The sequence below is a fragment of the Lactobacillus intestinalis genome (genome assembly GCF_024397795.1).
Taxonomy (GTDB): Bacteria; Bacillota; Bacilli; order Lactobacillales; family Lactobacillaceae; genus Lactobacillus; species Lactobacillus intestinalis.
Window position 1 is genome coordinate 1,184,591 of the sequence record NZ_CP072983.1, and the last position, 14,945, is coordinate 1,199,535.

The 14,945-nt window shown below is 36.2% G+C and carries 13 protein-coding genes; all 13 read right to left on the bottom strand.

Annotated elements, in window-relative coordinates; translation table 11 throughout:
* Window positions 1-9: 9 nt before the first annotated feature.
* The gene (gene rapZ, locus KBW87_RS05520; RefSeq protein ID WP_057810751.1) at window positions 10-885 is read right to left on the bottom strand and encodes an RNase adapter RapZ; all 876 of its coding nucleotides are present in this window, start codon (window positions 883-885) and stop codon (window positions 10-12) included.
* Between the two features lie 89 nt (window positions 886-974).
* Window positions 975-1,520, bottom strand: coding sequence for an HdeD family acid-resistance protein (locus tag KBW87_RS05525; protein ID WP_057810748.1), 546 nt, complete (start codon window positions 1,518-1,520; stop codon window positions 975-977).
* A 60-nt stretch (window positions 1,521-1,580) separates the two neighbouring features.
* Window positions 1,581-4,430, bottom strand: coding sequence for an excinuclease ABC subunit UvrA (gene uvrA, locus KBW87_RS05530; RefSeq protein WP_057810746.1), 2,850 nt, complete (start codon window positions 4,428-4,430; stop codon window positions 1,581-1,583).
* Window positions 4,430-6,463, bottom strand: coding sequence for an excinuclease ABC subunit UvrB (gene uvrB, locus KBW87_RS05535; RefSeq protein WP_057810744.1), 2,034 nt, complete (start codon window positions 6,461-6,463; stop codon window positions 4,430-4,432). The genes uvrA and uvrB overlap by 1 nt, the downstream gene beginning before the upstream one ends.
* Window positions 6,464-6,567: 104 nt before the next feature.
* Window positions 6,568-8,292 (bottom strand): phospho-sugar mutase, encoded by a 1,725-nt coding sequence (locus KBW87_RS05540; RefSeq protein WP_057810742.1) that lies wholly within the window; start codon window positions 8,290-8,292, stop codon window positions 6,568-6,570.
* A gap of 68 nt (window positions 8,293-8,360) precedes the next feature.
* A complete protein-coding gene (locus KBW87_RS05545; RefSeq protein ID WP_057810740.1) occupies window positions 8,361-8,624 on the bottom strand; it encodes a hypothetical protein in 264 nt (87 codons plus the stop codon).
* A gap of 17 nt (window positions 8,625-8,641) precedes the next feature.
* A complete protein-coding gene (locus KBW87_RS09685; RefSeq protein WP_057810738.1) occupies window positions 8,642-9,514 on the bottom strand; it encodes an alpha-amylase family glycosyl hydrolase in 873 nt (290 codons plus the stop codon).
* A gap of 157 nt (window positions 9,515-9,671) precedes the next feature.
* Complete coding sequence (gene trxB / locus KBW87_RS05560; RefSeq protein WP_057810736.1) at window positions 9,672-10,592, bottom strand: thioredoxin-disulfide reductase; 921 nt, start codon at window positions 10,590-10,592, stop codon at window positions 9,672-9,674.
* Between the two features lie 75 nt (window positions 10,593-10,667).
* Window positions 10,668-11,687: an NAD(P)H-dependent glycerol-3-phosphate dehydrogenase gene (locus tag KBW87_RS05565; RefSeq protein WP_057810734.1), complete on the bottom strand. Its 1,020-nt coding sequence runs from the start codon at window positions 11,685-11,687 to the stop codon at window positions 10,668-10,670.
* Window positions 11,688-11,720: 33 nt separating this feature from the next.
* Window positions 11,721-12,557, bottom strand: coding sequence for a prolipoprotein diacylglyceryl transferase (gene lgt / locus KBW87_RS05570; protein WP_057810732.1), 837 nt, complete (start codon window positions 12,555-12,557; stop codon window positions 11,721-11,723).
* An 8-nt stretch (window positions 12,558-12,565) separates the two neighbouring features.
* Entirely contained in the window at window positions 12,566-13,516 is a 951-nt protein-coding gene (hprK, locus tag KBW87_RS05575; RefSeq protein WP_057810730.1) for an HPr(Ser) kinase/phosphatase, read from the bottom strand.
* Between the two features lie 14 nt (window positions 13,517-13,530).
* The gene (locus KBW87_RS05580; protein WP_057810728.1) at window positions 13,531-13,806 is read right to left on the bottom strand and encodes a hypothetical protein; all 276 of its coding nucleotides are present in this window, start codon (window positions 13,804-13,806) and stop codon (window positions 13,531-13,533) included.
* Between the two features lie 3 nt (window positions 13,807-13,809).
* Window positions 13,810-14,926 (bottom strand): peptide chain release factor 2 gene (gene prfB / locus KBW87_RS05585; protein ID WP_170207459.1). Its coding sequence is split into 2 segments (ribosomal slippage): window positions 13,810-14,853 and window positions 14,855-14,926, totalling 1,116 coding nucleotides; the frame shifts between segments, so codons are not numbered across the junction.
* Window positions 14,927-14,945: the final 19 nt, after the last annotated feature.

Genomic DNA, 14,945 nt, shown 5'->3' on the forward strand with positions numbered 1-14,945 from the left:
CATCTTCACCTACTTTCTACTGTAACGGCTAACCTCGCGGTGGGTAATATCAACCGGATACTTTTTAGAAAGGTCACGTGCTAACTGTTGCGCAATTGATACGCTTCGGTGTTGGCCGCCAGTACAACCAATTGCAATTGTGAGCTTTTCTTTACCTTCTTTAATATATCCAGGAATCGCCGTTTTCAATAAATCTAATAATTTTTGATAAAATACTTGCGTTTCTTCTTTGCTCATGACGTAGTCAAATACCCGCTTATCAAGTCCAGTAAAAGGCCTCAATTCAGGGATATAGAATGGATTAGGTAAGAATCGTACATCCATTACAATATCAGCATCAATTGGCATCCCATACTTAAAGCCAAATGACATAACTTCAATTGAAAAAGGCTGTCTTTTACTGTCACTAAAGGTACTTAACAACTTTTCTTTTAATTGCTTTGTCGACAACTTAGAAGTATCAATTATATAGTTAGACCGATTCTTGATTGGTGTGAGAATTCGACGTTCCTCCAAAATCCCATCAAGAAGACGACCACTATTTGCAAGGGGCGGTAGCCGTCTAGTCTCCTTATAACGCGCAACTAAAGTATCATTAGAGGCTTCTAAAAATAAAATAGTTGCTTGAACTTTTCCATTATCTTCAAGTGAATTTACTTCATCAAGTAAATCGGTATAAAAATTTTTCACTCTTAAATCAATTACTACTGCTACTTTTTGGAAATCATTAGAATTAATCATTAAATCCCAAAAACTACTTAAAAGAGTTGGAGGTAAATTATCAACTACAAAATACCCCATATCTTCTAAGGCATGAGCAGTTACAGTCTTACCTGCACCACTCATTCCAGTTACAATTAGTAATTGCTTCTTTTCTTCAGCCATTGTGCTGTCCTCCCCTACCCTTGCATTATAACATACCGGGTGTTTCTTTTTTTATAATAAAAAAAGAAGTCTTACGACTTCTTAAAATTTTATCTGTGCATCCAAGCTGTTACAATTTCGTTGATTCCGAATACTAATAACCAAAATGCGACTAACCATACTAAACTCAAAGCTGCGATTAATGGATTAAAGATCAAAAATACAGCAATAATCAAACTCAAGATATTCATAATCAAGCTAAAGATAAAATAGCCAGTTGAAAAATCTTTTAAGTGCCATGAAAATACAATCCCTACCACTGAGTCCACAAAGAACCAAATTGCAAATAAGTAGGCAATTGTTAAACCACCGATATCATAGGAGCATAAGAACAGAACACCTACAATAATATCTAAAATACCAGAAATCAAAGTTACCCAGCTACGTGAAAAGAAGTTGCGGAAACGTGAATATCCAGCTAGCCATACAAACCCTTGGACAATAGACAAAATACCAAAGATTAACACAAAGGCATGTAATCCTTTCCCAGGGTGACGAATTAATAGAAAAGCTGCAATGACCATTAGGACACCTGCAATTAATGCGCCCCAATCAAAACCACGGTTGCTTCTTGATGATGTAGAAAAATTATCCATAATTTTCTCCTCCTTGAAGCATATTTTACACTTATTAATTAATAATGTAATACTTGACAATTAATCATTTTTGTCAAGTGCTTCTTTAGTAAGCTTAGTATCACGTTCAAGAACAGGTTTTAAATATTGGCCCGTATAACTTTCTTTTACTTTAGCAACTTCTTCAGGGGTACCTGTTGTTACAATAGTACCACCTCCATCGCCTCCTTCTGGTCCCAAGTCAATTAGCCAGTCAGCAGATTTAATCACATCAAGATTATGTTCAATAATTAAAACTGTATTTCCTTCATCCACCAGTCTCTGTAAAACTTCCATCAAACGCTTAATATCATCAGTATGAAGACCTGTGGTTGGTTCATCTAAAATGTAAAAATTCTTACCAGTAGATAATTTTTGCAATTCTGCTGCAAGCTTCATTCTTTGAGCTTCACCACCAGATAAGGTTGTGGCAGATTGGCCCAATTTTACATATCCTAAACCAACATCAACAATAGTTTGGAGTTTACGCGCAATCTTAGGAATGTTTTGGAAGAACTTAGTAGCTTCGTTAATTGTCATATCTAAAACTTCCGCAATGTTTTTTTCGCGATAAGTTACTTCTAAAGTTTCAGAATTATAACGAGTTCCATGACATACCTCACAAGGTACATAGACATCAGGCAAAAAGTTCATTTCAATCTTAATGATTCCGTCGCCATGACAAGCTTCACACCGGCCGCCTTTGACATTAAATGAAAATCTCGCCTTAGTATAGCCGCGCATTTTAGCCTCATTTGTTTGTGCAAAAAGGGTCCGAATATCATCAAACACACTGGTATATGTGGCGGGATTACTTCTTGGAGTTCGTCCAATGGGACTTTGATCAATATCAATAATCTTCTCGATATTTTTATAACCAGTAATAGATTTATATTTACCAGGTTTTTCCGAATTATTATTGAGCTTTTGAGCAAGTGCTCTTTTTAAAATAGTATTAACTAAAGTAGATTTCCCAGAACCAGAAACTCCAGTTACCACAATTAATTTACCTAGTGGAAATTTTACATCAATGTCTTTCAAATTATTTTCTGAAGCACCTTTGATAGTAATAAATTTTTTATTACCAGCTCTACGCTCTAATGGAACAGGAACAAACTTTTTACCAGATAAATATTGCCCAGTTAAAGAGGTAGGATCTTTTTCTACTTCTTCTGGGGTCCCAGCAGCCATAACTTTTCCGCCATAACTTCCAGCACCAGGGCCCATATCAATCAAGTAGTCCGCTTGGCGCATAGTTTCGTCATCATGTTCTACCACGATTAAAGAGTTCCCCAAATCACGCATACGCTTTAAAGAAGCAATTAAACGATCATTGTCCCGTTGATGAAGTCCAATTGAAGGTTCATCCAACACATACATAACTCCTGATAAGTTTGATCCAATTTGAGTAGCTAAACGGATTCTTTGAGCTTCTCCTCCTGACAAGGTATTGGCTGAACGAGAAAGAGTTAAGTAATCTAAGCCAACACTATCTAAAAAAGTTAGTCTATCCCTAACTTCTTTTAAGATCGGTTTAGCAATTGTAGATTTTTGTTCATTAAATTTAAGATCAGTAAAGAAGTTCAAAGCCTTATTAATTGATAATTCTGAAGCCTGGGCAATATCCTTATCGCCAACCTTAACTGCCAAAGCTTTTTCATTTAAACGTTTACCCTGACAAGTAGAACAAGTAAGTTCAGTCATGTACTTACCCATTGCATCCCTCATAAACTTAGACATCGGATGATGATAACGTCGATTAATATTTTCCATGACTCCTTCAAAAGGTTGCGTAGTATCATTTACTCCAAAATCTCCAGTTAAATGAAATTTAACAGCTTTTTTAGAACCATGTAGGATAGTTTCTCTTTGCTTTTTAGTTAATTTATTAAAGGGTTTATCCATTGGAATGCGTAAAGCTTCACAAGCCTGCTCAAGCATCCCCGTGTAATACTTCGAATTACTCCATGGGGCAATTGCACCTTCAGCCAAAGTCTTACTTTTATCCGGAATAACCAGATCTTCATCTACTGAAAGTTTCATTCCCAGTCCATCACAATCAGGACAAGCTCCAAATGGTGCATTAAATGAAAATAGACGTGGTTCCATTTCTCCAACAGTAAAACCACACTTAGGACAAGCATAATATTCAGAAAAATTAAGCATTTCTTGTCCAATGACATCAACATTCATGTAACCATCAGACAAACGAAGAGCAGCTTCAACTGAATCAAATAAGCGTGAACGGATACTTTCCTTAACGACTAAACGGTCTACCACAATATCAATTGAATGACGTTTATTTTTTTCAAGCTCAATATCATCACTAATATCATGCATTACACCATCAACAATCACCCGGACATATCCTGCGCGTTGAATTCGTTTAAATGCTTCTTTATGTTCCCCACGCTTATCTCTAATAACGGGAGCTAGCAACTGAATTCGGGTTCTTTCAGGAAGGGCCATAATTCGATCTACCATTTGATCTACACTTTGGCGCTCAATGACAGTCCCATCATTTGGACAAACTGGAGTACCAACACGAGCCCATAAAAGACGTAAGTAATCATTTATTTCAGTTACCGTACCCACAGTCGAACGTGGATTATGCGAAGTTGTTTTCTGATCAATTGAGATGGCAGGATTTAACCCATCAATCGAATCAACATCTGGCTTATCCATTTGTCCTAAAAATTGTCTAGCATAACTCGAAAGTGATTGAACATAACGTCTGCGCCCTTCCGCATACAAAGTATCAAAAGCTAGAGAACTTTTCCCGGATCCTGATAATCCAGTCACAACGACCAATTTATCTTTTGGAATAGTAATATCAATATCTTTTAGGTTATGTTCGCGTGCTCCACGAATTACAATCTTATCATTTACCATTAATTACCTTTCCCCCTTTTCTTCTTTGGTTTCTTAGTTGTATTTTGTAATTCCATAATTGCATCTCTAAGAGTTGCGGCTTCTTCAAAGTCTAATTTCTTAGCAGCTTCTTGCATCTGAGCTTGCAAGTTCTTAATCATCTCCTGACGTTGTTTAGCAGTTAATTCATCAAAGTTCAAATCTGCAAAACTGTCGCTCTTTTCTTTTTCTTCAGTATCTTTAGTGACAGAGATAGCTCGACGAATTGGCTTAATAATTGTTTTAGGAGTGATATTGTGCTCTTTATTAAACTGCATTTGCAGTTCACGTCTACGATTAGTGGCATCGATTGCTTCATGCATGGAGTCCGTGATTTTATCGGCATACATAATTACTTCCCCATTTGCATTTCGGGCAGCTCTACCCATAGTTTGAACAAGGGGACGATAAGCTCGCAAAAAGCCTTCCTTATCTGCATCTAAGATTGCCACCAATGAAACTTCCGGTACATCAATTCCTTCCCTAAGCAAATTAATTCCGATCAACACGTCAAACTTCCCTAGTCTCAAATCACGCAAAATCTGCATTCTCTCTAAAGTCTTAATATCCGAGTGCAAATAACGAACCTTAATTCCTAGATCTTTTAAATAGTCTGTCAAATCTTCAGCCATCTTTTTAGTTAAAGTAGTAACGAAGACACGCTCATCTTTATCAATACGCTTATTAATTTCACCAACCAAATCATCAATTTGCCCATCAATCGGCCTTACCTCAATCTTAGGATCAAGCAGTCCTGTCGGCCGGATAATTTGTTCAACCTTATGATCGGTTCTCTCTAATTCATAATCGCCAGGGGTTGCTGAAACATAAAGAATTTGATTAACATGCTTTTCAAATTCTTGTAATTTTAATGGACGGTTATCAAGTGCCGATGGCAAGCGGAAACCATAATCGATCAAAGTCTTCTTACGATTTCGATCCCCATTATACATGGCCCGCAATTCTGGCATCGTCGCATGAGATTCATCAATCAAAATTAAGAAATCATCAGGGAAGAAATCAAGCAAAGTATATGGTGGCTCACCAGCTTTTCTACCTTCCATATGACGAGAATAGTTTTCAATTCCGTTAGTATAGCCAACTTCACTCATCATTTCCATATCATAGGTAGTTCTTTGTTTAATACGTTGAGCTTCAAGAAGTTTCCCTTCACCTTCAAATTCCTTAACCTGCACATTCATTTCTTGCGAAATTGCCTTTAGTGCACGCTTCATTTGTTCATCATTCGTCATAAAGTGGGTTGCTGGGAAAAGAGAAATATTTTCTCTTTCGCCAATTATTTCACCAGTTAAAGAATCAATTTCAACAATTCGATCAATTTCATCGCCAAAAAATTCTACTCGGTAGGCATGGTTAGAATTTCCTGCAGGGAAAATTTCAACAACATCCCCTCTTACTCGGAATCGACCACGCTGAAAGTCAATATCATTACGATCATATTGCAAATTAACTAAATCACGCAAAAGCACATTTCGTTCATATTCATCACCTTCATGAAGAGTAATCACGCTTTTAGCGTATTCTCGCGGATCCCCTAAACCATAAATACAGGAAACCGAAGCAACCACAATTACATCATTTCTCTCCATCAAAGCACTGGTCGCTGCGTGACGGAGTTGATCAATTTCATCATTAATTGCTGAATCTTTTTCAATATAAGTATCTGATTGAGGTACATAGGCTTCTGGTTGATAGTAATCATAGTAAGATACGAAATATTCAACGGCATTTTTAGGGAAAAACTCCTTAAACTCGCCATAAAGTTGTCCTACCAAAGTCTTATTGTGAGAAATCACTAAAGTTGGCTTATTTAGTTTAGCAATGATATTTGCCATGGTAAAAGTTTTACCAGTACCAGTTGCACCTTCAAGAATCTGTTCTTTGTATCCTTTTTTAAAGCCAGCAGTCAACTTATCAATAGCCTGTTCTTGATCACCAGCTGGTTTAAATTTAGATACTAATTCAAATTTACGATTTTTCTGTCTTTTGATCATAAAAAGTCACCCCGCAAAAAAAGTTGGACTCAAAAGCCCAACTTTTAAATTAATGTATATTTATTTTACTACCAAGAACATGTTTTCGCACGTTTTTTGCTCAATTATTTTAATAATTTTGCTAAAGCTGCTTGGTAGTCTTCAGCAGCCTTTTCAGCTTTTTCAATAGTAGCTCTATTAACGCCAACATAAGCCTTAATTACTGGTTCAGTTCCAGATGGACGAAGAGCAACCCAAGTTTCATCGTCTAAGAAATATTTCAAAACATTTGACTCTGGAAAACCTTCAAGTGGAGTTACTTTTCCATTTTCAATAGTTTCTTTCTTCAAGAAATCTTGAATCTTAATAACTTTGGCACCATTGATTTCAGTCAAGTGTTCATCGCGAAGCTTGCTCATTAATTCGGCCATCTTCTTTTGACCACCAATCCCTGGCATTTCAATCGCACGAGTTATTTCATAAGCCACACCATACTTTTGCCAAATTTCTTTCAAACCATCAAAGACAGTCATATTTCTAGAAGCATAGTAACTTGTAAGTTCTGCAAACATCAATGCTCCTTGCATTGCATCCTTATCACGAGCAAATGGTTTAAACAAGTAACCATAGCTTTCTTCAAAACCCATCAAGAACTTAGCATCTCCAGCTTTGTTCATACGATCGACTTCTTCACCGATATACTTAAAACCAGTTAAAACGTGCTTAGTCTTAATACCAAAATCTTCTGCAATCTTAAACGGAAGTGCACTAGAAACAACAGAAGTTACAATTTCATAATCGTTTGAAAGCTTACCACTTTCCTTTAAATGAACAAGTAGGTAGTAAGCCATCAAAGTTGCAATTTGGTTTCCAGTTAAAACTTGGAAGTCACCGTCTTCTTTTCTGACTGCGGCCCCCATTCTGTCAGCATCTGGGTCAGTTGCGATAATAACATTGGCATCAACTTCATCCGCCAATTTAAAACCAGGCTTAAAAACATCACGATATTCTGGATTGGGTTTAATGGTAGTTGGAAATTCTGGATCGATAATTGATTGACTAGGCACTGGAATGACATTATCAAATCCACCTTGTCTAAATGCACGATCATATAACATCTTTCCTGTACCGTGAAGTGGAGTATAGATAATCTTTAATTTTTCTGCATTCTTCTTAATTAAATCAGTATCGATGTTAACTTTCTTCAATTCTGCTAAATATGCTTCATCAACATCTTCACCAATTAATTGTAAGGTGCCATTTGCACGAAGTTTGGCGACATTATCAGCTTTAATATGGAAAATGTCTTTAACCTTTTGTGCATAACTAAATAGTCTATCTGCATTTTCAGGAGCCATTTGTGCACCATCTTCACCATATGCCTTATAGCCGTTGTATTGCTTAGCATTGTGAGATGCAGTGATGTTAATTCCTGCAAAAGTGTGCAAATATCTAACAGCAAAGGATAATTCTGGAGTAGGTCTTAAATCATCAAAAAGATATACGTGAATGCCATGTGTAGCTAAAATTCTAGCAGCATATTCCGCAAATTCTCTTGAATGGTATCTAGAGTCAAAAGAAATAGCCACCCCACGCTTTTGTGCTTCTTCACCGTTTTCATCAATCAAACGAGCCAACCCTTCGGTAACTCTTCCAACTGTAAAAAGGTTAATTCGATTAGTACCTGGTTCAAGACGTCCTCTCATCCCTGCAGTACCAAAATTAATATCTTGACCAAAAGCATCGGCCACCCACTTAGGGTCCTTGCTTAACTCATCTAATTGTTCTTGTAAGTAGTCTGGTAGATTATCAGCCTTTTGCCATAATTCAAAAGTTTCTTCTGCGTTCATGTGAACCTCTATTCTTAAATTTAAAATTTCTCCCTATGCTTTATTCTACTATTTTTAATAATAAAATTTTATATTATTTTCAACAAATATGCTTCAGCTTTTATAATTTTATCTGCTAATGCGCGTTGAATCCTTTTTTGGATATTGCACGGTAAACATTCCACTTGAATATCATTTTCAGATAAAGCAGCTTCACTCTTTCCCTTATTGAAAACAAAAATAATTGTTTCATCTTCTTTTTGACGAACTAGGCCATTGATGTCGTTGTTAACATGAATAAAACTAATTTTACCATCCACAAGAGTAAGATGGTCTTTTCTAAAATGAATCATATCCGTAACCGTGTTTTCTAAAAATTCACTCTCACGTCCCCATGGAAAGAAGCGGCGATTATTAGGGTCTTTTTACCAATTAATCCAGCCTCATCTCCATAATAAATGCATGGCACCCCCGGCAACATCATTAGTAAGCCAAAAGCAATCGCCACCAAATTTTCATTTCCATGCAAGACAGTTTTGATCCGTTCAGTATCATGAGTCCCAATATTATTCAGACAATTTTTCAAAAAAGCACTTGGATAATTCTCTACTAATTGAGAAAATTTATCTTCTGCCTTAATTTGATCATCTTTGGTAAGTAGCGAAACCACAAAATTACGAGCTGGGTAATTCATCACTCCATTAAAGCCATATTTTTTCACATAGGGAATTAGTTCTCGCTTTAAATCCTTTAAAGTATACGGAGAACTATCAGGGTGCGTCTTCCAAGAACTGGGATGAACTTCATAAATATTAATTGGACGGGCAAACCAATTAGATCGCTTATTGCGGCCTAACCACGAACCATCATGCCAGCGCTTTTTCCTTAAATCGCCAATTACCGCAGCATCCCCTGGACGAGCTTCAAACCTTGTCGCCATGGGATCGATTTTCATAATTTCTTCGCCATTATTTTGCTTTACTAAATATTTGTAAAACTGATTATTTTGTGGCAATTCACTTCGGATGCTCCATACACCATATTTATCTTTAACCATTGGCATTGTTTTTTGCCAACTATTAAAATCACCAACTAACCAAACTTGTTGTGCACTTGGCGCCCAAACTCTAAAAGTATAATTCCCCTCTTCGAAATGACATCCCAAAATATCTTGAAGATAAAATTCCTTTCCAGAGACAAAGTTTTCCAATCTTTGCTCAACATTGCCATTTTTCATTTCCATGATTTTCTCGTGAAAAAAGTGTATATACTCGAACCTAAAAGCTATTATTTATTTAACTATAAGCGCTTTCTTACTTAATTGTAAACCTTTTCAATAATAAAAGCCATAAAAAAAAGCCACTTTTTATAGTGACTTTTTTATCAAAAATTGGTATACCTTATAAGCTTTGTAAATAATTGTAAGCTTCTTGACCTGCGATACTACCATCCCCAACAGCATTAGCAATTTGACGTAAATCTTTTGCTCGAACGTCTCCTAAAGCTAAAATTCCAGGAACTTTGGTACGCATATGTTCATCAGTTGGAATCCAACCTTTTTCATCTAGAATCCCTAAATCCTTAAATGGAGCAGTTTGAGGAATAACTCCAACATAGATAAATACCCCAGCAGCTGATAAAGTCTTCTTTTCACCGGTTTCCTTATCAAGATAAGTAATTCCAGTTACCTTTTGACCATCACCATCAATAGATTCAGTTTGAGCATTCCAGACAAACTTAATCTTTTTATTATCAAAAGCACGCTTTTGCAATTCAGGTTGTGCTCTTAATTTATCACGTCTATGAACAATGGTAACAGATTTTGCAAGTTGAGCAAGATAAATACCTTCTTCCACTGCAGAATCTCCTCCACCAATTACAACAACATCTTCATCCTTGAAAAAGGCCGCATCACAGACAGCGCAGTAAGAAACCCCTCTGCCTGAATATTCCTCTTCTCCAGGTACATTCAGATGCTTGTGATCAGCTCCAGTACCAATGATGACCACTGGAGCACTGTAATCGCCAGTATCCGTTTTAACTAATTTATGATCATCTTCAAGCGTAACAGATTGAACATCACCATATTCAAAATCTGGTTTAAACTTCATTACTGACTGATACATTTTTTCACCAAGTTCTGGTCCCTTTATTTCAGTAAAACCAGGATAATTGTCAATTGCATCGGTATTATTCATTTGACCACCATAAGGGCCACGATCAAGAATCAATACAGATAAATTGGCTCTTGAAGCATAAAGGGCTGCAGTTAAACCACCTGGACCGGCACCAATAATAATTACATCATAATTTTTAGCCATTTTTCCACCTCTTGGTTTTCTTACTTTTCGTAAGTAAATAATACTACAATATTTTGTAAATGGCAAGCTTATTGCCTATAAGCGAATTTCTGGTTTAGGACTTCTGCCCATCATCTTTTTAATTTCGTCATCAACATTAGTCTGCTCGTAAAGAACACGGTAAACAGCCTCACTAATTGGCATATCAATATTCTTTTCTTCACATAATTCGTGAACTGCTTTAACAGTGGTAGCACCTTCAACCACTTGACCCATATTCTTTAAGATGTAGTTAAGAGTTTTACCTTCACCTAATTGCTTACCCGCACGCCAATTACGTGAGTTAGATGAGGTACAAGTTACGATTAAATCTCCAATACCTGAAAGACCACTAAAAGTCATTGGTTTAGCACCAAAGTAATTTACGCCTAAACGAGTAATTTCAGCAAGTCCTCTTGTCATTAAGGCGGCTTTAGCATCATCTCCGTACTTTTTACCTACTAAGATACCAGCTGCGATCGCAATAACATTCTTAACAGCTCCACCTACTTCAACACCAATTAAATCGTCATTAGTGTAGAAACGTACGTAGTCATTAGAGAAGATCTTTTGAACTTTCTTAGCATTTTCTTCATCGCTTGAAGCACAAGCAATAGCAGTTAAATCTTTCTGAGCAACATTTTCAGCATGACTTGGACCAGAGATAGCTACAATCTTGTCTGCATTATTTGGATAAATTTCCTCAGTTAAAATTTCTGAGATAAGCTTCTTGCTTCCAGGTTCAATACCTTTAGTAGCAGTTACTAAAAGTGGTTTGTTACCAGTTTTATCTAAAACTTGGCGAACATTCTTGGCTACAATTCTGATTGCCTTTGTAGGAAGAACAAATAAAACAATCTCTGCATCCTTTAAGGCTTCTGTCAAATTGCCAGTTGCCTTTGCGTTTTCATTAAGCTTCCAGTCTTTCATGTAATGACTGTTAGTATGCTTTTCGTTAATTTCTTCATTAACACTATCAATGTTACCGTAAAGAGTTACATCATTGCCATTATCTGCAAGCATGGAACCTAAAACTGATCCCCATGAACCATTACCTAAAACTGCAATTTTTGTCATTTATCTATTTCTCAAACTTTCTAACTGAAATAATTAATCTCTTGTATATGGATATTTTAACCCACTACCAGCAAGATACCACTTAGGTTTAATTTTAACACGTCGGTAAATCCATAATGCAATTACGCAAACAAATATAATTAAACTTAAGACTTGTGATACACGAATTATACCAAAAATATACAAGCTATCTGTTCTTAAACCTTCTACAAAGAAACGAACTACAGAATACCATAATAAATATGTCATAAAAACTTCCCCTTGCTTAAAGAGATGTTTTTTATGACGCAAACTCAAAATCAATATTAATCCAATCAAGTTAAAGAAGGATTCATACAAAAAAGTCGGTTGATAGTAAACACCGTTAATTTTCATTTGCGCGATAATAAATTCTGGTAAATGTAAACTTTGTAAAAAATGTAAAGTAGTTGGCCCACCATGAGCTTCTTGATTAACAAAATTTCCCCAGCGGCCAATGATCTGTGCTGCCATCACTCCAGGAGCAATGATATCAAGCATCAAAAATGGTGGTAATCCTCGTTTATGGCAAAAGATAAGCAGTACTATCAAGCCCGCTATTAAACCACCATAAACGGCAATCCCTCCATTCCAAATAGCAATAATTTGATCGGGATGCTGCGAATAATATCTCCACTCAAAAATCACATAGTATAAACGAGCCCCTACATAACCAATTGGAACTGCCCATAAAAGCAGATCAACAAAATCATCACTGGCAATGTGGCGTTTTTTACCTTCATCGATTGACATCCACGTAGCAACCACAATCGCTACTGCCATGATGATACCATACCATTTTACACTTAAATTCCCTAAGCGAAAGGCGACTGGATTTAATGCTAATTTCATTTGTAAATCTATTCCTTTGTATCTGATTTTGAATTATCGGCAATTAAGTTAGCCAAATTATCATCAAAAACCTTAGTTGCATCGTATCCCATCTTCTTTGCTCTAAAGTTCATGGCTGCAACTTCGATAATACTTTCAATATTTCGACCAACCTTCACTGGAATAGTAATTTGTGGGATTGGAACATTGCAAATTTCACGAGTATCTTCATTAAAGCCTAAACGATCATAATTTGCATTATTGTCCCAATTTACCAACTTAATTACTAATTGAATTTCGGTTCTATTTTTAACAGCACCGGCACCAAAAAGATTCATAACATCAATAATTCCAATTCCCCTGATTTCCATTAAATGGCGTAAAATTTTAGGGGCTTCTCCCATTACTGTATCATGATCTTTTTGATAAGCATCCACCCGATCATCCGCAATTAAACGATGGCCACGATGAACTAGACCAAGTGCTGTTTCAGATTTACCAACTCCAGACGCTCCAGTTAAAAGCACCCCCATCCCTTTGATCTCTACTAAAACACCGTGAATACTCATTCTCTTAGCTAATCTTTCTCGTAAATAATCAGTTAAGATACTAGAAACATAGGTAGTCGATTCAGGAGATCGTAAAATAGGAATATTGTTCTTATCTGCGGCTACTTTTAATTCTTCTGGAACGGGCAGTGATCTAGAAATCAAAAAACATGGCGTTTCTGGGGTGCACATTTTATTAAAAACACGCTCCCGGCTTTCATGATCCAGTCTAGCAGCATAAGAAATCTCAGTTCTTCCTAGTAATTGAATTCTTTGCTTAGGATAAAAATCAAAATATCCAGTTAGTTCAAGACCAGGTCGATAAATATCGGAAACCAATAATTTTTTATCGTCAACACATTGTTCACCTTGGTAAACATGAACAATTCGATTATCACGAATTAAATTTTTTAATTTAACAGCTTCTACCATTTTTATGCCTCATATTATTTATCAACATCTTTTGTTTTGACATTGCGAGCTTTCTTTCGCTTAGAGGATCTTTCTGATTCATCTTCTTGTTTAAAAGGATCAAAAAAGTTTCCACTACTAGGCATATTATCCTTATTTTTCTTTTTAGTAAATAAGTACATTACCCAAATTATCAAAGCCGCTACAATCCCGACTGGTAAAAGAGCAATGAAAATATGAAAAAGTGCGAAAAGAATTGTCAAAATCAGTACTGCAACTAATACAAGTACAATAATTTGCATGAAAGTCATTTTCTACTCCGGATTTTCTTGACTCAACAGCCATTGTAAATATGCATAAACAAACGGTTGCAATTTCCCATCCATCACACCACTGGTATCTGCAGTTTCATAGCCAGTGCGCAAGTCTTTCACCAAGTTATAAGGATGGAATACATAAGAACGAATTTGAGAACCCCAACCAATTTCTTTTTGTTCACCTTTTAGCGCTTGTTTTTGCTGGCGCTTTTTTTCCTCTTCAAGATGGAACAATTTAGCTTTTAATTCATTCATCGCTGTTTCACGGTTCTGAATTTGAGAACGTTGGGCTTGTGAAGTAGTTACAATTCCAGTTGGTAAGTGAGTAATTCTAACAGCACTTGAAGTTTTATTAATATGCTGGCCACCAGCACCACTGGAACGATACACATCAATTCGTAAATCTTTTTGATCAATATCAATTTGAATACTGTCGTCTACTTCCGGAATTACTTCAACTGAAGCAAAAGAAGTATGACGGCGTTTCGCTGAGTCAAACGGAGAAATACGAACTAAACGATGAACCCCATGTTCTGATTTGAGCATTCCATAAGCATTTTTCCCTACAATTCTTGCACTGACGCTCTTTAATCCCGCTTCTTCACCAGGTTCGTAATCATTAATTTCAAACTTAAAGCCTTTACTATCACAATAGCGTTGATACATTCTCAAAAGCATTTGTCCCCAGTCCATGGCTTCGGTTCCACCAGCACCAGGATGGATTTCAATTAAAGCATTATGATCATCATATTTTCCAGCTAATAATAAATCTAATTCATAAGTATGGAAACTATCCTTTAGAGCTTCCAAATCTGCTTCCACTTCTTTTTGTAAATCTTCGTCTGGCTCTTCCTTTAAAAGCTCAAGAGCAGTTGAGACATTCTCAAATTTATTTTCAAGTTGTAGAAATGAATCTCTCTTTTCCTTTAAATGATTGTTTTCACTAATTAACTTTTGAGCTTTTTCTTGATTATTCCAAAAATCAGGCTCAGCCATCTTACTTTCATTAATTGCGATGCTTTCATCAATTGCATCTAGGTCAAAGAGACCCCCTAAAGTGATCTAGACGTTTTTTTAATTCATCTAGCACACTTTGAATTTCACTAATTTCCATTTTTTCACCTTTTTATAAT

Excerpts from the sequence above, each read along its gene's own strand:
- rapZ (WP_057810751.1), bottom strand. The coding sequence starts at position 885 with ATGGCTGAAGAAAAGAAGCAATTACTAATTGTAACTGGAATGAGTGGT.
- KBW87_RS05525 (WP_057810748.1), bottom strand. The coding sequence starts at position 1,520 with ATGGATAATTTTTCTACATCATCAAGAAGCAACCGTGGTTTTGATTGG.
- uvrA (WP_057810746.1), bottom strand. The coding sequence starts at position 4,430 with ATGGTAAATGATAAGATTGTAATTCGTGGAGCACGCGAACATAACCTA.
- uvrB (WP_057810744.1), bottom strand. The coding sequence starts at position 6,463 with ATGATCAAAAGACAGAAAAATCGTAAATTTGAATTAGTATCTAAATTT.
- KBW87_RS05540 (WP_057810742.1), bottom strand. The coding sequence starts at position 8,292 with ATGAACGCAGAAGAAACTTTTGAATTATGGCAAAAGGCTGATAATCTA.
- KBW87_RS05545 (WP_057810740.1), bottom strand. The coding sequence starts at position 8,624 with ATGATTCATTTTAGAAAAGACCATCTTACTCTTGTGGATGGTAAAATT.
- KBW87_RS09685 (WP_057810738.1), bottom strand. The coding sequence starts at position 9,514 with ATGGAAATGAAAAATGGCAATGTTGAGCAAAGATTGGAAAACTTTGTC.
- trxB (WP_057810736.1), bottom strand. The coding sequence starts at position 10,592 with ATGGCTAAAAATTATGATGTAATTATTATTGGTGCCGGTCCAGGTGGT.
- KBW87_RS05565 (WP_057810734.1), bottom strand. The coding sequence starts at position 11,687 with ATGACAAAAATTGCAGTTTTAGGTAATGGTTCATGGGGATCAGTTTTA.
- lgt (WP_057810732.1), bottom strand. The coding sequence starts at position 12,557 with ATGAAATTAGCATTAAATCCAGTCGCCTTTCGCTTAGGGAATTTAAGT.
- hprK (WP_057810730.1), bottom strand. The coding sequence starts at position 13,516 with ATGGTAGAAGCTGTTAAATTAAAAAATTTAATTCGTGATAATCGAATT.
- KBW87_RS05580 (WP_057810728.1), bottom strand. The coding sequence starts at position 13,806 with ATGACTTTCATGCAAATTATTGTACTTGTATTAGTTGCAGTACTGATT.